This window comes from Staphylococcus sp. GDY8P119P (assembly GCF_017892075.1).
In the GTDB taxonomy this organism is placed as follows: Bacteria; Bacillota; Bacilli; order Staphylococcales; family Staphylococcaceae; genus Staphylococcus; species Staphylococcus ureilyticus.
In genome coordinates, this window is sequence record NZ_JAESKJ010000006.1 from 302,325 (window position 1) to 325,255 (window position 22,931).

The 22,931-nt window shown below is 31.6% G+C and carries 31 protein-coding genes and 1 tRNA gene; 25 read left to right on the forward strand and 7 right to left on the reverse strand.

All coding sequences use genetic code 11. The features are described from left to right. Nucleotides 1–196 precede the first annotated feature (196 nt). On the reverse strand, nucleotides 197–1,246 hold the full coding sequence (locus KA830_RS05470) for a tyrosine-type recombinase/integrase (protein WP_210129270.1): 1,050 nt from the start codon (nucleotides 1,244–1,246) through the stop codon (nucleotides 197–199). Beyond that, complete coding sequence (locus tag KA830_RS05475) at nucleotides 1,247–1,804, reverse strand: helix-turn-helix domain-containing protein (RefSeq protein ID WP_107523360.1); 558 nt, start codon at nucleotides 1,802–1,804, stop codon at nucleotides 1,247–1,249. A 154-nt stretch (nucleotides 1,805–1,958) separates the two neighbouring features. On the opposite strand from KA830_RS05475, the gene KA830_RS05480 reads away from it, so the two are divergent. The 21 genes from KA830_RS05480 (at nucleotide 1,959) to KA830_RS05580 (ending at nucleotide 14,675) form a co-directional block, all read left to right on the forward strand. Next, complete coding sequence (locus tag KA830_RS05480) at nucleotides 1,959–2,171, forward strand: helix-turn-helix transcriptional regulator (RefSeq protein ID WP_107523359.1); 213 nt, start codon at nucleotides 1,959–1,961, stop codon at nucleotides 2,169–2,171. A 10-nt stretch (nucleotides 2,172–2,181) separates the two neighbouring features. Beyond that, nucleotides 2,182–2,805, forward strand: coding sequence for a BRO-N domain-containing protein (locus KA830_RS05485; RefSeq protein WP_107523358.1), 624 nt, complete (start codon nucleotides 2,182–2,184; stop codon nucleotides 2,803–2,805). A gap of 16 nt (nucleotides 2,806–2,821) precedes the next feature. Further along, nucleotides 2,822–3,082: a DUF771 domain-containing protein gene (locus KA830_RS05490; RefSeq protein ID WP_192947445.1), complete on the forward strand. Its 261-nt coding sequence runs from the start codon at nucleotides 2,822–2,824 to the stop codon at nucleotides 3,080–3,082. An 11-nt stretch (nucleotides 3,083–3,093) separates the two neighbouring features. Further along, a complete protein-coding gene (locus KA830_RS05495; RefSeq protein ID WP_154409531.1) occupies nucleotides 3,094–3,240 on the forward strand; it encodes a hypothetical protein in 147 nt (48 codons plus the stop codon). After that, nucleotides 3,237–3,584: a hypothetical protein gene (locus KA830_RS05500; protein ID WP_229767955.1), complete on the forward strand. Its 348-nt coding sequence runs from the start codon at nucleotides 3,237–3,239 to the stop codon at nucleotides 3,582–3,584. Before KA830_RS05495 ends, KA830_RS05500 begins: the two co-directional genes overlap by 4 nt. A gap of 1 nt (nucleotide 3,585) precedes the next feature. Then, complete coding sequence (locus KA830_RS05505; protein WP_107386558.1) at nucleotides 3,586–3,996, forward strand: hypothetical protein; 411 nt, start codon at nucleotides 3,586–3,588, stop codon at nucleotides 3,994–3,996. A 1-nt stretch (nucleotide 3,997) separates the two neighbouring features. Then, on the forward strand, nucleotides 3,998–4,306 hold the full coding sequence (locus tag KA830_RS05510) for a hypothetical protein (protein ID WP_107386559.1): 309 nt from the start codon (nucleotides 3,998–4,000) through the stop codon (nucleotides 4,304–4,306). Between the two features lie 99 nt (nucleotides 4,307–4,405). Then, complete coding sequence (locus KA830_RS05515) at nucleotides 4,406–5,284, forward strand: primase alpha helix C-terminal domain-containing protein (RefSeq protein ID WP_107386560.1); 879 nt, start codon at nucleotides 4,406–4,408, stop codon at nucleotides 5,282–5,284. A 13-nt stretch (nucleotides 5,285–5,297) separates the two neighbouring features. After that, nucleotides 5,298–7,031, forward strand: a complete 1,734-nt coding sequence (locus KA830_RS05520; RefSeq protein WP_107386561.1) for a DUF927 domain-containing protein — start codon at nucleotides 5,298–5,300, stop codon at nucleotides 7,029–7,031. A gap of 465 nt (nucleotides 7,032–7,496) precedes the next feature. After that, a complete protein-coding gene (locus KA830_RS05525) occupies nucleotides 7,497–7,961 on the forward strand; it encodes a hypothetical protein (protein WP_210134099.1) in 465 nt (154 codons plus the stop codon). Nucleotides 7,962–7,973: 12 nt separating this feature from the next. After that, entirely contained in the window at nucleotides 7,974–8,183 is a 210-nt protein-coding gene (locus tag KA830_RS05530) for a hypothetical protein (RefSeq protein WP_210123251.1), read from the forward strand. Further along, entirely contained in the window at nucleotides 8,143–8,781 is a 639-nt protein-coding gene (locus KA830_RS05535; protein WP_210129267.1) for a hypothetical protein, read from the forward strand. The genes KA830_RS05530 and KA830_RS05535 overlap by 41 nt, the downstream gene beginning before the upstream one ends. Before the next feature lie 12 nt (nucleotides 8,782–8,793). Continuing rightward, nucleotides 8,794–9,249, forward strand: coding sequence for a hypothetical protein (locus tag KA830_RS05540; RefSeq protein WP_210129266.1), 456 nt, complete (start codon nucleotides 8,794–8,796; stop codon nucleotides 9,247–9,249). 1,599 nt (nucleotides 9,250–10,848) lie between these two features. Further along, nucleotides 10,849–11,265, forward strand: a complete 417-nt coding sequence (locus KA830_RS05545) for a DUF3102 domain-containing protein (RefSeq protein ID WP_210134100.1) — start codon at nucleotides 10,849–10,851, stop codon at nucleotides 11,263–11,265. 43 nt (nucleotides 11,266–11,308) lie between these two features. Then, nucleotides 11,309–11,518: a hypothetical protein gene (locus KA830_RS05550; protein WP_210134102.1), complete on the forward strand. Its 210-nt coding sequence runs from the start codon at nucleotides 11,309–11,311 to the stop codon at nucleotides 11,516–11,518. Nucleotides 11,519–11,598: 80 nt separating this feature from the next. Then, the gene (locus KA830_RS05555) at nucleotides 11,599–12,105 is read left to right on the forward strand and encodes a phage terminase small subunit P27 family (RefSeq protein ID WP_181187453.1); all 507 of its coding nucleotides are present in this window, start codon (nucleotides 11,599–11,601) and stop codon (nucleotides 12,103–12,105) included. Nucleotides 12,106–12,471: 366 nt separating this feature from the next. Further along, nucleotides 12,472–13,008, forward strand: a complete 537-nt coding sequence (locus KA830_RS05560) for a hypothetical protein (RefSeq protein WP_064209743.1) — start codon at nucleotides 12,472–12,474, stop codon at nucleotides 13,006–13,008. Continuing rightward, nucleotides 13,005–13,331, forward strand: coding sequence for a hypothetical protein (locus KA830_RS05565; RefSeq protein WP_064209742.1), 327 nt, complete (start codon nucleotides 13,005–13,007; stop codon nucleotides 13,329–13,331). Before KA830_RS05560 ends, KA830_RS05565 begins: the two co-directional genes overlap by 4 nt. Next, complete coding sequence (locus KA830_RS05570) at nucleotides 13,324–13,671, forward strand: hypothetical protein (protein ID WP_150822751.1); 348 nt, start codon at nucleotides 13,324–13,326, stop codon at nucleotides 13,669–13,671. Before KA830_RS05565 ends, KA830_RS05570 begins: the two co-directional genes overlap by 8 nt. A 398-nt stretch (nucleotides 13,672–14,069) precedes the next feature. Further along, entirely contained in the window at nucleotides 14,070–14,261 is a 192-nt protein-coding gene (locus tag KA830_RS05575; protein WP_107523577.1) for a hypothetical protein, read from the forward strand. Between the two features lie 81 nt (nucleotides 14,262–14,342). Next, nucleotides 14,343–14,675: a DUF1722 domain-containing protein gene (locus KA830_RS05580; RefSeq protein ID WP_081357272.1), complete on the forward strand. Its 333-nt coding sequence runs from the start codon at nucleotides 14,343–14,345 to the stop codon at nucleotides 14,673–14,675. 1,781 nt (nucleotides 14,676–16,456) lie between these two features. Here the strand turns inward: KA830_RS05580 and KA830_RS05585 are convergent. After that, nucleotides 16,457–16,528 (reverse strand) — tRNA-Arg (locus tag KA830_RS05585). A gap of 150 nt (nucleotides 16,529–16,678) precedes the next feature. Here KA830_RS05585 and clpP point away from each other — a divergent pair. Then, nucleotides 16,679–17,263 carry an ATP-dependent Clp endopeptidase proteolytic subunit ClpP gene (gene clpP / locus KA830_RS05590; RefSeq protein ID WP_046207443.1) on the forward strand — a complete coding sequence of 195 codons (585 nt, stop codon included), beginning with the start codon at nucleotides 16,679–16,681 and terminating at the stop codon, nucleotides 17,261–17,263. A 141-nt stretch (nucleotides 17,264–17,404) separates the two neighbouring features. Here clpP and KA830_RS05595 read toward each other — a convergent pair whose 3' ends face one another. From KA830_RS05595 to KA830_RS05605, 3 genes are all read right to left on the reverse strand, one after another. Further along, nucleotides 17,405–17,602, reverse strand: a complete 198-nt coding sequence (locus tag KA830_RS05595) for a hypothetical protein (protein ID WP_046207444.1) — start codon at nucleotides 17,600–17,602, stop codon at nucleotides 17,405–17,407. 18 nt (nucleotides 17,603–17,620) lie between these two features. Then, nucleotides 17,621–18,517 (reverse strand): TIGR01777 family oxidoreductase, encoded by an 897-nt coding sequence (locus KA830_RS05600; RefSeq protein ID WP_064209495.1) that lies wholly within the window; start codon nucleotides 18,515–18,517, stop codon nucleotides 17,621–17,623. 365 nt (nucleotides 18,518–18,882) lie between these two features. Then, a complete protein-coding gene (locus KA830_RS05605) occupies nucleotides 18,883–19,071 on the reverse strand; it encodes a hypothetical protein (protein WP_046207446.1) in 189 nt (62 codons plus the stop codon). Nucleotides 19,072–19,352: 281 nt separating this feature from the next. Between KA830_RS05605 and KA830_RS05610 the strand changes: the two genes are divergently transcribed. Next, nucleotides 19,353–20,009, forward strand: coding sequence for a DUF4887 domain-containing protein (locus tag KA830_RS05610; protein ID WP_204180212.1), 657 nt, complete (start codon nucleotides 19,353–19,355; stop codon nucleotides 20,007–20,009). A gap of 142 nt (nucleotides 20,010–20,151) precedes the next feature. Here KA830_RS05610 and KA830_RS05615 read toward each other — a convergent pair whose 3' ends face one another. Then, entirely contained in the window at nucleotides 20,152–20,379 is a 228-nt protein-coding gene (locus KA830_RS05615) for a hypothetical protein (protein WP_046207448.1), read from the reverse strand. A gap of 408 nt (nucleotides 20,380–20,787) precedes the next feature. Here KA830_RS05615 and KA830_RS05620 point away from each other — a divergent pair, with 408 nt between their 5' ends. Together KA830_RS05620 and gap are read left to right on the forward strand one after the other, a co-directional pair. After that, a complete protein-coding gene (locus KA830_RS05620; RefSeq protein ID WP_239436901.1) occupies nucleotides 20,788–21,762 on the forward strand; it encodes a sugar-binding transcriptional regulator in 975 nt (324 codons plus the stop codon). 39 nt (nucleotides 21,763–21,801) lie between these two features. Then, entirely contained in the window at nucleotides 21,802–22,809 is a 1,008-nt protein-coding gene (gene gap, locus KA830_RS05625) for a type I glyceraldehyde-3-phosphate dehydrogenase (protein ID WP_019469448.1), read from the forward strand. The last annotated feature ends 122 nt before the right edge of the window (nucleotides 22,810–22,931 follow it).

Sequence of the window (22,931 nt, forward strand, 5' to 3'; positions counted from 1 at the left end):
TGTCAATGAAAGCCCGAAAACTTCAATGTTCAGTTTGATGGTTTTAAGGAAGATTATCCAAAATATCCCCTCGAAGGGCATATTATAAAGTTATTAAACGTTGTTATATAAGCTTTTTCTTTACTTTGTGGGGACTATTTGGGGACTGAAAAATAAATTATAGTAAAAAACCACCTAATATTTATAATTAAGTGGCTTAAATAGTTTCTAGTAATTTCATTGCTTTTTCATCTTCACGCTCATAAGTTTCTTGAAGTAAGTGGGAGTAAATCGATTGTGTCGTGGCTGGATTGGAATGCCCTAAATGTTTTGATATATATAGTATTGAAAAGCCATGATGTATGAGTATAGAACAGAAACTGTGTCTTAGCGAGTGAATAGTTATCTCTTTTATATTTAGATTAGCACATGCTTTTCTCAGTACTTTGTTTACAGCAGCGTTAGTTATCGTTTTACCATCAACAGTAAAGATGTAACCACTGATATTAGTAGGTCGTGAATCAATAAATGATTGAATACGTTTCATAGTTACTGTATCAATACTTATTATTCTGTCTGATGTTTCGGTTTTGGTACCTCTTAAATGAATTTTATTATTTTTAATATCCAGATCTTCACGTTTCAATTTAGCAATTTCTGAAAATCTACCACCTGTTGCAAGTGCTACTAATAGCACAAGTGATGAGGTGGTATTTTTTTGTTCAAAATAATGTTTAAGTTTTTTGAATTCTGATTCATTAATAAACTTCATTTCTTCTGTTTTGGCTGGAATAGATGCGTGTAATTCTGCTTTGTATGTAGGGTTTTTAATAACATAACCTTCATGTATAGCATCATCGAATGCATTACGTATATAACTATTTAACTTTCTAATCGTTTCATAACTATGCGTTAAACCGTACTCATTGAGAAACTTTTGGTATTCAGTACGTTTAATATCTTTTAATAACTTGTGTCTGAAATGGTCTTTAATATGCTTGTATGCAGATTCATAATGTCTTTTAGTTGATTCTGACACGTGTGGTAGTTTATTAACTTCATACCATTGATAAAAGTAATCTGCAAATGTTATATCATTACTTACAGCATAACCATTTCTCATTTTATATTCTAAATCTTCTGCAATTCGTTTAGCTTCTTGTTTAGTGCGATAACCACCTTTTTGAACTTTTTTACGGTTACCTTCATCATCTACATATGAGATTGAATATCTCCATGTTTTACCTCGCTTTTCAATGTATGCCACTTAATCACCTCGGTTTATATTAAGATATTTTTTTAAAAATTTATTGAATTCAAAACTTAGGTCTTCGTAAACATTTTCATTTTCACATTTTTTGTTTTTATTTAACATTAAAAGGAGAATACCAACGAATCTGATATCGTCTTCATCCGAATCATTTAAAAACTCTAAAGAATTAGCTAAAAATCGTGATTGATTTGATGAAATGTCATTATTGATAATATTTTGTAGAGTTTTCTTAACATTTTTGTTCGATAAGTTCTGGTGTTCTTCAAACTTTGAAAACATTTTTTGTGCTTGAATCTTTTTCTGTTCTTCAGGTAAATCATTAAGTGAAACAAAAACATTTGCTAAATCAACTAAATCGCTAAATTCATAATTATAGTAAATTGAAATTTTGCTTATAACATCTATGGTTGGTTTTCTTTCCTTACCAGTTCGGGGATCGTAGCCTTTTTCCAAACTATCCAAATAAGTATGACTTATTCCAATGCCTCTGGCTGCTTCACGAATAGATTTTTCACCGCGTAACTTTTTTATTTTTTTTCCGAATTCGTTCATCGTAGACACTCCTATAAGTTACTGAAATTTATGTCAATAATATTATTGTACTTCAAGATTAACAGGATTAACAAAATTAGCCAAATATTTTTTTGTTATTCATGGTTGACATGTTGTTTGGAATTTTGTATTCTGTGTATAGGAGGTGTTAATCATGAATAACAAATTAGAAGAAATAAGAAAATCTAAGGGAATTTCAATTACTCAACTAAGTGTTAAATCAGGTATTAGTAGAACTACAATATATAAATTAGAGGATCAAAAAACTAATCCGAGTTTAGAAACAATAAGTAAAATCGCTTCAGGTTTAAATGAAAAGCCGGAAAAAATTTTTAACTTTAATGTTATTCAAGAATTACAAATATAGGAGGAATTAAATGATTACTCAATTTTTTGACGGTAAAGAAATTCGTTTTATTGAAAAAGACGGGGAGTATTGGGCAATAGCAGGTGATGTTGCAAATGTATTAGGATACAGTGTCACAACTAATATGAATCGTATGATTGATGAAGATGAAAAGGGGGTTCACATTGTGAGTACCCTTGGAGGACAACAAAAAACAACGATACTTTCAGAATTTGGTATTTACGAAGCTATTTGGAATAGCAGACGTGATGAAGCAAAAGAATTTAAAAAGTGGGTTAAGCAAGTTATTAGAGAGTTAAGACAATCAATCGGATTAAAGCAACATGAAGTATTCCACTTAATGGATAAGCAACATCAACGAAAAGCTATGGACGTTTTGCAACAAGGTTTATCTAATCCCCAAAAAATTAGCTATATAAAATGTGCGACTGTAGTTAATAAATGTGTTTCAACATTATTTGGTTATGATAAAGCCTTAAAAAAAGATCAAATGAGTGAAGATATGTTAATTATTCGACAACAAATTTTAGATGACACAGTCGATTTAATGACTTCTATTAACAAATTTGGTTTAGATATTTCAGTCAGTAAAACCATTTACAATAAATACTTAAATACACAAGCTACTGCTTAATAAGGAGGTGAAAATAATGCAAGAACAACTACAAGAAAATGAAAGTATTGTGATTATCAATGAACCTAAACTTGTGTGGTCATTCAAAGATTTACAGTCACACATGCAATTATCAAGGAATTCAATTATGAAAAAACTATTGCTAAATCCAAAATTTAAAAAGGATATTGAAAGGTATGTACATGAGCCTAAATCACAAGCAGATCATTACAAGTTTTTAGCAGAACCAATGAAAGAGTATATCAAGAAAAATTTTAATGAAATATATAACTCTTAGGGGGACATTAAATGAAAAGATACATGTTATACATGCTTATATTATCAATAGGCACAGTTTTTATAGGTGTACTAAGTGATATATACGTAGCCTTTGCACTATTTATTGTCGCAACAGCATACGGACTTAAATTAGAAAATTTGGAGGAATCAAAATGAATAAAAAATTTGAAACAGTTAAAATTAATGATTTGAAAGTAGATTATAGTTATCGTTCCACAAATAATCCAAATGCTGATGGTATTGTGGAAAATTTCAACAGACTTGCTATAGGTTACATCACAGTCAGTGTAAGACAAGATGGCTTATATATTATTGACGGAATCCGTCGTGTTGAAGCGTTAAAACAATTAGGTTATGAAGAATGTCTCGCTGAATTGCTATATGGCCTAACTGTTGAAGATGAATCTAGAATTTTTGTTAGTAAAAATGAATTTCATGGTGAATTCGACGATGAGTATGACGTATACCTAGATGATGAAGAAATGATGGAGGAAAATTAATATGAAAATTAAAGAATTTAAAAGCAAATATGGCAGAGAGATTACACTAATGCTAATAAGCGAGCGTATCAATAATAGAAATTTAAGTAAAGATGATAGAGAAGTACATGAGATGGAACTAATTCAAGAATACATGAAACATCAAAGCGTAAACGATAAATACATTGGTGAATTAGATATTTTAGATATGATTCAAGACTTTGAAACGATGGCTCAAATGTCAGTATATGCAACAAACATCTTAAAGAAAATGCGAGTTAAAAATTATGATATAGCAAATGAAATTAGTTACTTCTCACGAGAAGACGACTTAAACAATCTTTATCTTGCTAAGCTAGAAATTGAAAAGTTAATCAAAGTGATCGAGAGAAATAGACCAAATTACATTAATTTTTATAAGGAGAGTAAATAACATGTTATACACAGAAAAAGTTAACGAGTCAGTGGAATTTGCAGATTTGAGAAATAAGATTCAGAGCGTTCTCGACTACATCGGTATGGAATCATCACAATTAGAAGATGATAGAGAACATGCAATAAAAACGAATCAACCTGTTTATCATCAAGCTGTTAATAATAACATTAAACAAAATTACATTATCTCATCGACTTTACAAGCTATTAGAACAGATATTGAGCATATGCACGATGATATCCAAATGAATATTAAGCAAGAAAAAAGCGCATCTGTACAGTCGGCAAACTCAACAGATAACGCTTAAACACAATTTGGAATATTTAAAAACAAGCGTGACTTGGCTTATTTATATATTTAATTATACCATTTCACGCCTTGTTTTAACAGTAGGAGGGCAAATTCAATGGGATTTAACCAAATAAATTTAGAAAACGACTTTAAAATAAATGTAGTTAAATATAAAAATTTATCTGCTGAATCATTTGAAAGTGCAGACGAGCACCTTTGGAGTGATTGGCTCAATACATTACAGACTGTTAGAAATAACGACTATAAATATAAACGTGGTACTGTCATTTACGGTGATGTTAAAGATGGTGAAAAAGATGACCGTATCATTAAAAAACAAAGGAACGATGCTAATATTTTGTACCGTTCAGTCCTAGCACTTGATTATGATGATATAACTGATTTCAGAGGATTAAACGATACCATTCATAAGCAATTAGAGGGCTATTCGTGGGCATTCCACACAACTTATAACCACACTACAGATAAACCACGTATACGCCTTATGGTGCCTGTAAATGAGCCTGTGAGTGCAGATGATTATAGGAAGTACACGCGAGCGCTCGCTCGTAAAATAGGCTACAAAATTGATGAGGGTAGTTTCCAACCATCAAGAGCTATGGCATTACCAGTGAGGCCAGATAAGAATATACCATTTATTTTTAAATATAACGATGCACCTGCAGTTACGATTGAACAACTTGGATTATTTGTAACATCTGGTTCCTTGGATTCTAATGTTAAAAAGAACAATATTATAAAATATCCTAAGCGAACATCGTCTTATTGGCGTGATCTTGCGTTTGGTGTAGGAGAAGGCGAACGTAATCAAGCGCTAGCATCAATTAGTGGATACCTACTGCGAAGATATGTAGATGCCAACCTAGTATATGGCCTTGTGATAGCGTGGGGCAAATCATGTAATCCACCTATGGACGATGGAGAGATAAACAAAACATTTAACTCGATACTCAAAAAGCATATGAATAACTAGAGGGGGACGGGATATGACAGTAGAGGAAATGGAAGTAACTAAAGAAGATGTATTTGAAACTATGAATAGTCTTGAAAAATTTCAAGAAATCAATAAAGATAAACCAACTATTCCAGAACCTTATTTAATCAAAGGAAAATGGTTATATTATCGTAAAATTACTGAATATGTTCAAAAAGAAGATAAGATTGAGGATATTTATATCACAAGTACGCCACCTATTCTTACTGAACGTTATCAAGATATCGAAACAGGAGATATATATTTCGAATTAGAATTTGAGGACAAAAAAGGTAAACATAAATTGCGTGTTAATGCTGGAGATATAACGCAGGCTAGAAATATAGTAGAGCTTGCAAACAAAGGGCTAGAAATTACACAAAACGAATCGCCTTCTCTTGTACATTACCTTAGTGCATACAGACGTTGGAACAATATAAAAGATTTTGATGTGGCTACACGATTAGGACATATAGGTAAAAAATTCATTTCACCTTATGTAGAAGATAATAATAAAAATGATTTTAAATTATTTAATTCTGACCCAGGTAAACAAAAAATAATTGATGGGTTTAGAAGTAAAGGAAATATCGAAAAATATATAGATGGATTATTTAAACATGTCAAAGATAATCCAATGGTTATGATGATGTTTTATGGTTCAGTTGGTTCAATATTAGTTAAAGAATTTGGAACAGATTCCATTATCATAGAGCAAGCAGTTAGAACTTCAAAAGGTAAAACTTTTACAGAACGTGTTTGTGCAAGCGTGTGGGGTTGGCATGAAGATTTAGTAATGGAATGGAACACTACAAAAACCAGTGTTGAACGAATGGCAGCATTTTTAAATTCATTCCCTTTAATTATGGACGATACTCGAAAAGCAAACTATAAAGATTTACCACAGATTTTTTACCAATTTTCGGGTGGAAAGTCAAAAGGGCGAGCTACTAAAGAAAGAGGTATTGATGTATTTGAAGAATGGAATACTATTTTATTATCTACAGGGGAAGTTTCAACACCAGATATTTCTGAAAAAGGTGGCGTAGCTGGTCGTGTAATTACATTGTTAGATAATCCATTTCCCAACACGTCACAAGATATTTTTAATGAGATAGCCGAAACATTCGAAAGCAATTATGGATTACTTGGTAAATTATTCATTGAAAAATATAACAGTGATAAGGATAAATATAAATCATCGTTCAAGGGCGCTCAAAAAGTTTTTATAGATAAGGCTGAAGGTAATGAAGTTATGGTTAGAATCGCTAGAAGTTTTGCTTTATTACAAGTGGCTGGTGAAATATTAAATGATATTGAAGGTTTCGAACATGATCCATACATTATTACGCATAGTGCTTTCAATAGCATGATAAAGAATAATAAAAATATTGATAAGTCTAAAAAAATGCTGGAAGAATTACTAGATTACTTGGATGCAAATAGAAATAGCATTGAAGGCGAAGGATACGGCCGAGTTACACATGGTGATGTAAAGGCCATATATAAAAAAGAAGGTTTATGTATCCTTACACAAACCGTTAAAGACTTCTTGGGTGACGAAGTAAACAATATCACAGGTGGTTGGGTCGATAATAATTATCTTATTATTGATAAAGATGGCAGACGTACCAAACGCATTAGTCATAAAGGAACAAAGCCCAATGGCTATATGATAAAAAAAGATGTTTTAGATCAGTTAGATTATGATTTCAGTCAATACCACAATCCATATGGATATGATTAGAGTTCACGGAGTTCACGATGAGTTCACGGTAAAAAATCGAAATCGTGAACCGCATGAAGTCAACAGTGTCAAGGGTTTAGAGTAGATAGTTCACGAAGTTCACGGTAATAATAATATACATATGTATATAGATAAAAAGTAAAGTATTTTATCTTTTATATAAAGGCATATGTTTCAAAAAAAACGTGAACATCGTGAACCATTGCCCTTAATCCGTTGGGAGAGTAAGAGTGGAGTGGTTCACACTTATTTGAAAAAACGTGAACCGTGATGTGAACGATTCTTGAAAGCATTGGGAGAGTAAGAACGGAACGGTTCACACCAACAAAAAGGAGATTAAGAAAATGAGATACCTATACAATAGTGGCAACAGATATGGAACAGTAATAACTAATAACGGTAACAATCGTGTGATTATAGAATTAACTTATTAAACATATTTCAAAACAGGAGGACTAATAAATTATGGTAAACCATTTAATACCGACTGAATCATTCAAATTAAATAATAAGAAACTCAACTTTAATGATATTAAGAATTTAGAAATTGCTAACAAACCCATTTGTCACATTTATAAAACACAGGGCAAGTATCACTATTTAGAAATAGACTTTATAACATGTGATTGGTGTTTGTCGAGTTTAGGACAGGCAACACTGCAATCAAGGTTAAATACTGAATCAATTTTCTTGTGGTTAAGAGGGTACAATTTGAAACTCAACTATAACAGTGTAGGGCATATGACAATATATTTACGTGGTGATCATTTAGCGATTAATTATTTACTAGATGAAATTAATAAACTCACTGCAGATGCTAAATATTGGCAGAAATACAGAGATGGTAAACGTATGTTAGAAATTGATAGAAATAGTCACTATGTTATGCCGACACACCATATTAAAGGTAATACACAGAAAATAAGTTAAGGGGGTGTTTTCATGAATCACAAACGGATAGCACATCAGATTCTAGCGCGTTTACCTACCCATGTGAACAATGTATCTGTTAGGTATCTTGATTCACTGGTAAGGCAATATGCTAGAAATAAGAAAGACTTTAGTGCAATAAAGCGAATAATAAATCAAAAACGAAAGAAGGCATTTAATTATGGTAAAAACAGTACAAGACAATACAATCAATATCTTTGATAATCAAATCTATGATAAGGGTGTTAAGGCAAAAGAGGTTAAACAGAAGTACCATCAGCTAACAAATCGTATTAAACAGATTAATAGTAAAATTACACATTATCAATATAATGATGAATTTGCAGAAGCAACAAAATTAAAAAGTCTACAATCAGATTTAGAACAAGAATTAATCGAAGTCGACGAACAACTTAACTCATCAGATTATAAAGTAACTGAAGAAGAATTTGACCAGTTCTACAAGGCATACAACAAAGAAATGACAGGATTTAAGGATGAACATCAAAAACTAGCGAAAGAGATGCAGGATAAACTGCAAGATGTTGTGAAAGTGTATCGTAAAATGATTGAGAATAAAAATGAGGCTGGTCGTCGTATATCTCGTGAACGTTATGTTAAGCAAGAGAAAAATAATGCTGGTAACATTCACAACCAGTATAAAGGCCAAATGCTAGACCATGAAATAAATTTAGGTGATGGCAACAAGTACGACGAACAAACGACTCCTAGAGGCTATGCATGGCAACTGGAGAAAGCATTAGATACCGTTTCTCGTGATGAGTTCCAAAAATATCATTATGGCAAGAAACAATGGTAAGGATGTGAGTATATGCTAACAACAATCAAACAATCAGATAATAACGTTAAATATAATAAGCAAAAGAATCGAATTACAGTACAAGCACTTACGACAGATAAACCTGTAGAAATGGGAACGACCCAAACAGTAGATCCTAACTATCAGACATTTAAACCATATGAGTTAGATAATAATGTATTTCAAGCATTAAAAGAAAATGACAAGCTATGTGTGATGTTAGACAACAATAAGGATAGTAATATCCTAGCATCGATACATCGTGGCAATTTAACAGTGGTAGTCAATAAAGGACTGTATGGACTGTCTATAGAAGTGGATGACAAACCAATTATGCAAGAATTTATAAAGTTAGTGCAGCAGAACAAAGTTAAGAGTGTACAAATCTATACAGATGAAGTGACATCGATGAATAAGCTCATTGAAAAGATTGGTAAAATAAAAGCAATTTCTATTAATACTAGGTAATGTAAAGTGGTATTATAACAGCGTTCATGGTATAATATAGATATTAAAGATGTACTAAATCTTTAATGTTGAGCGCTCAGTATTAAAGTCTAAATTAGCCATTGGGCATTTAACTCTTGTTATTTTCATTTGTTCCTAGTTCTTCTGTACGTTGGTTTAGGCCATCACTATTAATTGGTGGTGGTCTTTTCTTAAAGTATATATGTGAAAGTAATCACAATGATATATGTGGAACGCATTCAATGTGTAGCAGATACTTCAACATAGTATATAAAAGCACATGCAGTTATAAGACCCAAGTATTAAAGGTGCAGGCAAACAATGAGCATAGATAATAAAGCGCCATCTGTTATAAAGTGCCCAAGCATTAAAGACACTGTGTATTAAAGCACACTGCTTATTAAGGTGGATAGTTTAGAGGACTGCACAATAAAGTACGCAGTGATTAAGCTACCTACATTAAAGGTCGGGTTATTAAGCATACAGTTTATAAGGTCACTACTTTTAGTATGAGTATTAGATCCAACTAATGAGATAGTTCACATAGAAGTTTCATTGTGATTGTTCATCAACATTCAAAGAGAAGAAATGAATTGTAGAAGAAATGAATTGTAATTGATATTTAATTTCTAATTAAGAATGATTAATCCAATTAAGATAAATTGTTTAAGTTAATTCATTTGTTGAAATTCAATTGTTGATTGAATTCAGAAGATAAATGATTTCATTTGTTGAATCAATTCAGTTAAGAAGTTCATTAAGAGAAGAAAGTAAATGTAAAAAGTAATTTCAGATTTGAATTACAAAAAAGTTTTAAAGAATTATTTTCAAAATAATATTTCTAATTTCAAAATAAAAATTAAAAAATCAAAATGATATTTAAAAATATAAATAATAATTGTTGTTCGTAAAGTGATAAGCAAGAACAATGTTAGAAGCAATTAGGAAATACAAAACGTTATAATTAAGCATGAATACTTTGCATTATACAATGCCATTTGTAGCCATTTAGAGAGCTACACAGAGCATACATTTATTATTTAGATGTTTTGTACTCAACAATCTTACATGTGGCTTAAATGGGCTTAGAATACGTTGTATGAAAAGAATAAAAAGTAACTAAACTTAGATTGAAAGTAAATTAATTTTGCCCAGTAGATAATTAAAGTAGTGGTGGAAATTTTAACGGATAGATAATTTAATCGGGCAGTGAAAATAATACTGGAGATTATAAAAAAGAAAATGAAATTTGAAAAAATTATTTCTAAATTTAAAGGGAGGCGTTGAATTTGCGCCCAGCCTTTTTGAAAACGAATTAAACGAGCCCGCCTTATCCGTAACCGCATCTTGAAATGAAAAGTTAAAATTGTGTATTTTTTCACAATGATTACTAACGAAATAGTCTAATTTAAGCGATTTACGGCACGTAATGACCTGTAATCCATGTAACTATTCATTCAATGCAATATAGAGCTTCTCACAGAGCCTAGTTTTTGATGAAATAACTACGTCTCTATTAATGCTTACAATATTAAGCTTTGTATTATTCTCTTTCATCTTTTCGTGGATAGGCGCAATATACAACACAAGCAAATAATTGTGAGTGTTAGTTACCAAAACATTGCAGGTCAATCGATATTCGAGATTGGACGTAGATTGAAACATGTGAAAGAAAATGACCTTGTTCATGGAGAATGGTCGGAATGGCTTAGCACATTCAACATGGATAGAACTCAAGCTCACAAGTTTATAAAGGTTTCTGAAGAGTTTTCAAATGTTGCGACGTCGCAACAAATAGGTATAAATGTTCTCTATGAAATCTCGACGTTACCCGAACCAGAGCGTACCAAAGAACACACAACATCAACTGGAGAAACTAAAACACCAGATGAAATGACTGTTAAAGAATTACGAGAATTAAAAAAACAAATCAAGCAAGAACAGGAAGAAAAATCCCAACTCCAATCCCAACTGGAACAAGCACAACGTTCTGAATCGATTGCACGTAAGCAATAACTTAAATAAGTTTAAAATTTATTACTATATTAATTTAAATGAGTTGTCCACAAATCTGGACAACGTTCAAAAAGACAATTTCTTAAATGCACCAAAGTCATTACAAAAAGAAGTTATGAAAAAGAATATTTATAATTCCGTTCAAAATTACAACGAAGTCCAACAGTTGGACGGCGACCAACTAAAAAACGACCACGTGGTCGCATTTGTGTATGAATTCTTTAGAATTAGCGTCGAGATTTTCCGACAATAAGACAGCGCTGACTTTATTACTAAAGAATACGAGCGAGCGCTCGCTTAAAAAATACATAATATTTATAGGAGATGATATAAATGTCACAGAGAAAACTATTATCACAACAAAAAGCTTATCGTACCAAAGATGTACAAGAACAAAGAAATGCGACTGAGAAAGCTATGAATGAGCTTACACCTTTATCAAAAGAACCACCCGATTTTTTAGACGATGATGCTATTCAAGAATGGTATAGAGTACTTCCACTTATTAATGAATTACCTATAAAAGATTTAGACAAAGGTCTGCTTGCTACTTATTGCCAAACATATAGTAACTACAAAAATGCCACACTCAAAATTCAAGAAAAAGGAATGGTGGTTGTGACTGAACGTGGAAGTAAACTCTCACCTCATTACACAATACAAAGGGATAGCGTGAATACAATGAACGCCATTTGTCCCAAATTAGGCTTAACTGTTGAGGCACGTCTCAAGATTATGGAACCTAAGACAAAAAATGAGTATGATCCCGTAGGTGATTTTGTGACAGGTAAGAAGCCTAAATCAGTATATGAAGAGTTTGGCATAGGCAAAGATGATTGATAGTTTAGAAAAACTTTGGCGAATTGAGCTGTTACTCTTTTTTGAGTAATAGCTACGTAATCAACATTTTTAAATACTTATCTAGCTATAGACAAAAATGTCCGTTACTACATAACTATTTTTGTTATCTACTTAGGTTGTGACGTTTTTGGTATATCCTTTAATCTCAAAAAATATGATGCGTAATTTTAGCAAGAGTCATAACAACAATTAATTGGAATGTATAAACTAATAAATAGCAAATCTCGTTGTACAAACTTAAATATATAATAATGCCTTCCAAATTTTGGAAAGAGATGGTTTTCTGTAACTGTTGCAGAAACTTATAAGCGTTTATATAACTATATAAAGAAATGAGGTTATAACATGCATCTAAAACCCTGTAAGCAAGTATTAAGATATTATCCCGTTGAAAAGATTACTGAATACGAACTGCTAACTGCTTATAATCCTATGTTTATTAATCGTAAAATACAAGCAATAGAGGAACAAATCGAATGTATGTATAGCCTTAATACATCGCATATGACCTGTGATGATGTAATGGGCGTTATCACCACTTCGTATCCACTAGAAAAGTTGGTATGTTGGATCGTGGATAAAAAAGAAGAACTGGATAGATATAAAAAGCAATCCAATAAGCGACTGAACCTAGTTAAAAAGTTGATTAAACGCTACCCACCGCATGAACAAAAGGCCGTTATTCAATACATGCAATCAAACGGCTCATATAAGCCACACAAAGCCATAGAGAAACTTCAAAGAGATTTATACCAAATACATCATAAAGCGCGTTCAGAACGCAATGAGAAGCGCACACAAGCCAATAAAGTTATTTACAACGATTATATCGAATCTAAACGTAAAAGCCTACAAAATGAACGTGAGGTGCTTGCTATATGATTATTGAGTATCAAGATGTAAATTATAAAATGTTATCTAAGTACATGCTGAACTATCACAGATTGTGTGACTGGTATATTAACCGACCTCATAGCGTTAATGACCTTCAATATCGAAATATATGCGATATAGCTAAAGGGATTACTGCTGTATATAATGATTCTTCTTTATTAAAGCAACAAGTTATCAAGTTGACGTGGTGGGACAAGGAAAACTTATCAGATGACGTTATTTGCGACATCATCGGTATTAAACAAAGGGCATTGTTGCGTGCTAGAACGTCTATATTAGATCGATTGGCGAGTGAAATCGGCTATGTATGATAAAAAGACGATTAAACAGTTTATATTGAGTTGTCACGAGCATATTAACGATGATTATGAAGATAAACCCATTGAAACAGATGATTTCTTTGAGTTAGGTGCTGAAGTTGGCCATAAGCGTATAGATCAAATGAATACAGAAGATGCGATATTTTTAAACGAGCTAGAATTGGCCGCCGAAACAGTAGGAACATTCAAAGAGTTTAATTTGTTTTTACTGATGGTAGAGGGGAAAACTTACAAAGATATGGCTCGTATATTCGAAGTAGGCGAGCAGAGAGTTAAGCAGATGTTAGACAAGTTAATAGTTAAAATGATTAAATATTTGCAATATAACTAAAATTGTATATAATAGGTAATGGACTCACTTATCACTTTCAAACGAATACACACTAGACGACTTTTAAAGTCGTCTTTTTTATTTGGTTATTATACAACTAAATTTTTTCTTTTAATCACATTGGAGTGAGTATAAAATAGGCTTATTCTGATATTTAATGCTATAGTAAACTTATATACAGCTATATATATTATTTTATAATTATTAATTTTTACATATAACAATTGCCCAAGTATGTTATGGGATGGTTATTTGCTTGATAGTTCAATGTCATGTTAAAATGTATTTATCAGTTTTTAGCATTATAACTCTTAATTTATAAGGCAGACGGTCTAGTCTGTCTTTTTTTATTTACATATACGAACTAGAGTTCTATTATATTTACGAGGTGATTATAAATGAAACCCAATTTAGACTGGAATAAAGAGTTTCAAGAGTTTCAAGATATTTTGAATTCAGGAATAAATCCCGAATGGTTATATAATGCTAAAGCAAATTTGATACTTAATCCAGCATATACTGGACAAGGGAAACAATTTTTCTTTACTAAAGATATTATTGAAGCCAGTAAAAGAATTCCTTTTTATTAAATTAAATATTGAAAGTAGGTATTTAAAATCAATAAACGACTTCAAAAAGAAAAACTATGGAGTAGATATAAATATGAAGTTTTGTGGCATGATCACAATACTTATAATGACATTAGATATTTGATGAATAACGATGCTGAAATCGAATTAGTTCAGCAAAAAATTCAATACGCATTAAGTAAGAAACCATCTAAAGGTTCAATAATTAATGCCTTTTGTCATATGTGGGGGTATTTCAAAAAGATAAGCACCGAACAAGAAAAACAGAAATTTATAAAATTAAAAACAGATTTTGAAAATCAATTAATAAATGAAAGAAATTTAATTGATTTTATTAAGAGGTTAGCAGATTTATATGAAGTTTCTTATTTAAAACAGTCCTCTATTATAAGTGATCCAAATCTAAATAGGTGAGTATAATTTATAGGTAGTTATTATAACTTTGATCTACTTTTTAATATTTAAATTAATTTAATATCTTTATTGCTATTTATGTTATACATTTGATTATATTACAAATAAATAACCAAGGAGATTATATATGGATTACAAAAAAGAAATCAACAAAATAGGTTGGAACTCAAAAGAAGTAGAAAGAAGTAGAAAATAGAATTGAAAGTTTAATAGATGATGGATTTATAAGTTCAAAAGAAAATGACAATGAAAATATAGAGAATCTTATTGAAAAAGAAAGTGATAACTCTACACTAAATGAATTTTTAAATAAATAAAAAACCTATAGGCTTATTTCATATAAATTTGTTAAGTGTGTTGACTGATTTGATTATATTATTACAAGAAAAAATCCAGACCAGAAAGACCTTATAATCTATAGTATGTTAATTATAATTATATGTTTAATGGCCATTTTTACAATTTGACACATTATTTTAAATTATGCAATTTAATAAGAAAAGACAAGCACAAAGCCTGTCTTTTCTTACTTGTGTGTTTTAATAATAATAATAAAGGAATGTGAATTGTATGTCTATTTAAAAATTATCATTTCCTCATAGTTTGGTCAAGCAAAATAAAAACACTCACCTGTTGGTGAGCGTTAGTAACTAAATTTATCATTACATGCTCGTTGATTGTCATTTTACTTAGGGATTCTATTAACAAAAATAATTTTCGAGTTAGACAAAATTGACGCATTAAATATCCCCTAATATATGTATTTTAATTAGTTGATGCAACGCAGACCAAATGTTAAAACTATACATTAAGGTTATTTGATAACTTTGAGCAAATTTTAAGCGTGATGTTATACATTTGGATTTGAATATATTAGAGAACTCTAAATTGAAGAGTCTGTAAAAAATTTACTCATATCTGAGTGATTTAGATTATCCAACTGGTAATAACTATAGCAATACTTGTAAAATAGAGAGGACGTAAAATGCTAACCCATAAGGAGTGAATGAATCATTAGGGCAGGCCAAAATCCAATTTGCCCCCCAGATTTGTAGACTCGGTGATTTTTTACCTGTTCTTTATTACACTATTACTTAAAATTGAGTAACAGCTCAAAAAAAGTGCGTGTACTAATGAAAACTCTAGTTTTAATATTGTTTATGTTTATATATATGAATATATGTTTAGCAATATAAAAATGGTAATAAATGTAATAATAAGTTTGTAAATCTCATACTTCTTTATCTTATAAAAGGTAGGGATGTGTTTTGCGTTCTGAGAGAAGATTTGTGTTGTATTAAGAAGTTCTAAGATGGATAATTATTTATACAATACTTATATAGGATGAATTGTAAATGAATGAGATTTGTTTTTTTATAATAGAATTAAATGAGGGTACATTTTTAGTGAGTATGTAGAAAACGTTTGGAAAATTGATGAAAGTTTAGCTTTAAAACGGTTTGATAAAAGTAATAAAAAAGCGTTATTACTTTTGCTTAAAAGATAGTTGCAAGTAAACTAATGTTAGCAATATAAGATCAATAAAAAGTAAAGTTATTAGAGGCATTTAAGATTTCATTTTCAACTTATCAAAGTAAAAAGTGTTTGAGTGCGTTATCTTTCATCATTTAATATATTCGAAATTGTTAATGGGGACTAAATGGGGGCGCGAAATTCAAAACGTATCAAAATGAATGACACTATAAAATATAAAAATACCGACACCACAAGATTTTTGACAACTAGTGATACCGGGTGAAAATGAGAAAATGACTTACTAATCCCCTCGAAGGGAATCGAACCCCTATTCTAAGAACCGGAATCTTATGTGTTATCCATTACACTACGAAGGGTAAATAACAATAATATTAGTGTACAAATCTTATAAGTGTTGGTCAACAATAATTTATAATGTTTAATGAAATTCTAAGCGTTATTTTTTGACCATATTTGACTTTTAGGTTAAAATAAATTTATCAGTTAGAAATAAGGAGGCAATATTAATGAATTTAATACCTACAGTAATTGAAACTACAAACCGTGGGGAACGTGCTTATGATATTTACTCACGTTTATTAAAAGACCGTATTATTATGTTAGGTTCACAAATTGATGACAACGTAGCCAACTCTATCGTATCACAATTATTATTTTTACAAGCACAAGATGCTGAAAAAGATATCTATCTTTACATTAACTCACCAGGTGGTAGTGTAACTGCTGGATTTGCTATTTATGATACAATTCAACACATTAAACCAGATGTGCAAACGATTTGTATTGGTATGGCTGCATCTATGGGTTCATTCTTACTTGCAGCAGGAGCAAAAGGTAAACGCTTTGCTTTACCAAATGCTGAAGTAATGATTCACCAACCACTTGGTGGTGCGCAAGGTCAAGCAACTGAAATTGAAATTGCCGCTAATCATATTCTGAAAACACGTGCTAAATTAAATAAAATTTTAGCTGAGCGCACAGGTCAATCAATTGAACAAATTGAAAAAGATACTGACCGTGATAACTTCTTATCAGCAGAAGAAGCTAAAGAATACGGTTTAATCGATGATGTTATGGTGCCAGAATCATAATATATCGCGTAAGATAATAATGACATACAAGTAACAAAAAACAAGTCACGACAATGTACGACCATTTCTAAAATGCATGATGCATATACGATGTGGTTGACATGTGTGGCTTGTTTTTTTAATAATATTTTGAAAGTATGATTAGTGTTTATTTAAGAGATTTTGTTTCTTTTTATAAATTAAAATAATCGAAATGACTAACGTCAATAATCCAATGATTACTAAAGACATAGAAATGACGATCATAATAGCAGGTTTTTCAAATGCCAAAATACCATTGGTGATGAGGAGTAAACCTGCAATGAATAATAAGATATGGCTAATACTATCTTGTTTCATTTTTAAATAGTCCCTTTCTTAATGAACTAAATTTTCTAGTGCTAGTTTCAGATTTGGGTATTTGAATTCAAAATCTAGTGCTTGCAACTTATTAGGTAAAACTTTTTGAGTATCAAGTACAACTGTCGACATTTCACCTAAGATAAGTCTGAGTGCAAATGAAGGTACCCATGTATAGTGTGGGCGATGAACTTCTCTTGCAATGGTATAACCAAACATATTTTGATGTTCTGCAATTGGTGATGTGAAATTAAATACACCGCGTGCTTTTTCATTATTTATGGTGTAGAGTATCGCTCTTGTTAAATCTTCAATATGAATCCAAGAATACCATTGTCTACCACTACCTATTTTACCACCGACATTTAAATCATAAGGTAATTTCATCAATGGTAATGCACCACCTTGATTTGATAGTACCATTCCAAATCTGCCAATAATTACTCGTGTGCCTAATGATTCAAATTGACGTGCTAAACGTTCCCACTGATATACCACTTCAGATAAAAAATCAAATGGTAATGTTTGATACAGCTCAGTATATGTACGTGTTAAATCAGGTTTGTAATAACCTACTGCGCTGGCGTTAAAGAATACAGCTGGCTTTTGCTTTCTGTTTTTAAAAAGGTCGTATAGTGCCTGAGTAGATTGTAATCGACTTAACATAATATTTTGTTTATGTGAGGAGGTCCAGCGATTATTTAAGCTAGCACCGGCTAAATTGATCACGATATCAATATCTGGAATTTGGCTTTCCCAATTCGGTTCTGACCAGTTAACATATGTGATTTTAGGATGTGATGTAGCATTGTTTTGTCTTGTTAATATCGTGATTTTGGAATCACTTTGTTGTATTGCCTCGATTAGCTGAGTACCTACTAGACCAGTACCGCCTGTAATTAGATAGTGTTTCATAGTATCACCTCATAGAATTGTAGTATGGAATCGTTCAGGTTTTAAATGCAAGTAAATCTCATAAAGAGTATGACAAAATTTATTCGAATTTTGTTCAAAAATATGTCATTTACTATGTCAAAGATGTATTTAAAATAAAATCATATGTCGTTATAATAAAGGTACCTTCGATATTAATTAATCATCTCTTAATTATTTCGAGTATACCCCATAATATACTAGCGAAGGTAAAATTTTGACTCCCTTTAGTAGAGGCCTATACGATTATCGTGTAGGCCTAATTTTTTGTGATTCTTAATATACATCATTGAATCGGCAGAAATTATTTTGATGTCATTATAATAGTGTAATTGAAGTACTACATATTATAAAATAAATAAGCCGATAATGCCAAAAGCGATTAAAAACAAAAATAGCACAAGTATAAAAAGTTTATAGCGCGTTTTAATTGGGATTTTTGATTCATCATTATCATTTACGCTCATCATATGACGCAAATGGGTAGGCTTTTGTTGTGATTGATTTGATTCATTAAATAAGTCGTACTTTTTCAAAATCTAGTCACATCCTGTTATGATATTATTGATAGTAAAAGAATAATTTAAATAAAAGTATTGAAACAATATTCGAAATTAGATTAGTATTAAGTTGAAGCTACAATAAAAGTGTTGTATGTGATTATTTTACTATAGTTTGGAAATCAAAGTAACATCTACATTAAAATGTGGTTAATAAGGTTGTTTAATCAATGAAATAGTGTAAAATATAGTTCTAACATGAAGTTAAATGCCATTTGAAAATGATGATTTGATATAAATTGAAGTGAGGGGAGCATATGCCTAAGCATAATCAAAATAACAATTTTGATGACAAAGATAATAAAAAAATGAGTGGTTTCGCAAAACTGATCAGTGGATTGATTGTCCTATTACTTATAGGTGGGTTAGTTTTTGCAATTTTTGCATTCGTAGATCATTCAAATAAAGCCAATGAACGTTTGGCAGACCAAAAACAAGAAGAAAAAGACAAAAAGAAAGAAAAAACTAAGGAACAAAAAGACAAGAAAAAAGAAAAATCAACTGAAGAAACAAACCAAACACAACAAACCCAACAGACACAGCAAACACAGCAAACACAACAAGTTCCTCAGACACAACAGACGCAACAAACCCAACAGACACAGCAACCTAGAACACAAGAAAGAAGAACTACGGAAGAAAAAGATTCACCTGAAAAAACAAAGGAAGAACGTACTACTGAAGAACGCTCAACAGAGGAAAAAACAAGCGAACCTTCAACAGAAGAAAAAACAACAGAAGAAAAGACGAGTGAACCTTCTACTGAAGAGCGCACATCTGAGCCTTCAACAGAAGAGAAGACGAGTGAACCTTCTACACAACAACGCAGTACGCAACAAAATACTCAACAACGTTCAACTCAAAATAATAATTCAAACACAGAAAAAAGTTCGCAATCATCTGATGAAGATTAAATATAAAAAGAAAATTATATTTCTAGAACACGTGCTGTCACATACAGTGCGTGTTTTTTATAAATATTAATGTGAATTTAGCACTAAAATGAAACGCAGCTTATCATTGTAGTAAGAATCATATGAAACAAAAAAAGAATGATTAAAATAAAAAGCTCACTAAATATGAAATGAGTGACAAAAGCAGTATGATTGATAAGCAGCCACCTAAACAACCAAATGGACCTAAATGACAACCAATGTGTTTGTTGTAATTAAATGATTGATATGGATTTTTTTGAGAATGTTCTTTCTTTTGTTTAAAGTAATCGTCATCTTTGTATCTTTTATCTTCTGGGTCTATAACTTCTGGTTGTTTATTGTTAGACATGTATATTCCTCCTGAAAAATAACTCATTAAATTTATATTTATTTTAAGCATAATTGGAGATTGTTTCAAAGAAACGCATGTTGATGATGTTATGTTTAACATATAATTAAAAAATGTCATGTGGAAAATGATTAATAAAAAAAGAAAATGGGTAAAATATTTCTATAGAGAATAGAACTATAAAAGTATAAATTTCACTTTATTTAAGACCGAAGTATTTCTCTTGCTTTTTTAAATGTATAGTAGTATTATAGCAAATATAAGAGGTTATATTTTTTTGTCCCAGTAGGGACGTAAAAAGTCAATCTATGGTTAGAACTTGACCCTTGTATATAGAAACGGAGGAGGTTAGTAGTGAAGAACTTGATAAAAATTCAACAAAAGCTTGTCCCAGAAATTGTTGAAAAGATGTATCGTCGTTTTTCAATACTCACTACTATCGCTCAGTATCAACCCGTCGGTAGACGTAGTTTAAGTGAATATATGGATTTAACTGAAAGAGTGTTGCGGTCTGAAACAGATGTTTTAAAGAAACAAGCACTTATCAAAGTTAAACCCACAGGTATGGAAATCACTGAAGCTGGTGAAACGACAGTACGCCAACTCAATAGTTATTTTAACGTTTATTCAGATGATCATCACCTTGCTCAAATTATCAAAGAAAAATATGGCATTAAAGATGCTTATGTCATTCCTGGTGATTCAGACACTGATAAAACGGTTAAAATTGAATTATCTAAACAAGCCGGACAGCTAGTTGAAGATGTTTTATACGATCATGCAACTGTAGCAGTTACTGGTGGCTCAACGATGGCATACGTAAGTGAAGCTATGCATCGGCAACCTTACGACGTATTTTTTGTACCTGCAAGAGGTGGGCTTGGTGAAAACGTTGTATATCAAGCCAATACGATTGCAGCCAGTATGGCACAGCAAACAGATGGAGATTATACAACGCTTTATGTACCAGATAATGTCAGTGAAACAACGTATAATACACTTATGTTAGAGCCTTCAGTGATACACACTTTAGAAAAAATTAAAGAAGCAAATATTACAATCCACGGCATTGGTGATGCGCTGAAGATGGCGCGTAGACGTCAATCACCTAGTGAAGTTATTGAAAAACTTCAACATCACAATGCCTCGGGAGAAGCATTTGGATATTATTTCGATGAACAAGGGCAGATCGTTCACAAAGTAAAAACGATTGGACTTCAATTAGAAGACCTTGTATCGAAAAAGTTTATCTTTGCCGTTGCTGGGGGTAAATCAAAAGGAGAGGCAATTAAAGCTTATCTTTCGATTGCACCCAAAAACACTGTGTTAATCACAGATGAAGGAGCGGCAAGTATTATCGCGAATAATAGTAATAAAAAGTGATTCCACTTTTTAAATATCATTTTAAAGGAGGCCATTATAATGGCAGTTAAAGTAGCAATTAATGGTTTTGGTAGAATTGGTCGTTTAGCATTCAGAAGAATTCAAGATGTAGAAGGAATCGATGTAGTAGCAGTAAACGACTTAACAGATGATGAAATGTTAGCTCATTTATTAAAATATGACACTACACAAGGTCGCTTCACAGGAGAAGTTGAAGTTGAAGAGAATGGTTTCCGCGTTAACGGATTAGAAGTTAAATCATTTTCTGAGCCAGATCCAAGCAAATTACCTTGGGGAGACTTAGATATCGATGTAGTATTAGAATGTACTGGTTTATTTACAGATAAAGAAAAAGCAGAAGCACATATCAATGCAGGAGCTAAAAAAGTATTGATTTCAGCACCAGCTAAAGGTGACTTGAAAACAATCGTTTACAACACTAACCATGATACTTTAGATGGTTCAGAAGACGTTGTTTCAGGTGCTTCATGTACTACTAACTCATTAGCACCAGTTGCTAAAGTGTTGAATGATGAATTCGGTTTAATCGAAGGTTTCATGACTACAATTCATGCTTACACTGGTGACCAAAGCACACAAGATGCGCCTCATAGAAAAGGTGACAAACGTCGTGCACGTGCAGCTGCTGAAAACATTATCCCTAACTCAACAGGTGCTGCTAAAGCTATCGGCCTAGTAATTCCTGAAATTGATGGTAAATTAGACGGTGGAGCACAACGTGTACCAGTTGCAACTGGTTCATTAACTGAATTAACAGTAGTTTTAGATAAAAATGTAAGTATCGAAGACGTAAATAACGCAATGAAAAATGCATCTAACGAATCATTCGGTTATACTGAAGATGAAATCGTTTCTTCTGATGTAATCGGAATGACTTACGGTTCACTATTTGATGCAACTCAAACACGTGTTATGACTGTTGGAGATCGTCAATTAGTTAAAGTAGCAGCTTGGTATGATAACGAAATGTCATACACTTCACAATTAGTACGCACATTAGAATATTTAGCAAGTCACGCTAAATAATTTGATGCTCACTTTAGTTTAACAAGTATAGCGTTGTGAAATTGAATCAATAAGCTTAGGAGTAAGCGGGGAGCTCAACGCTTCTCCGCTTATTTTACTTTATTCATCCATCTAAAGGAGGA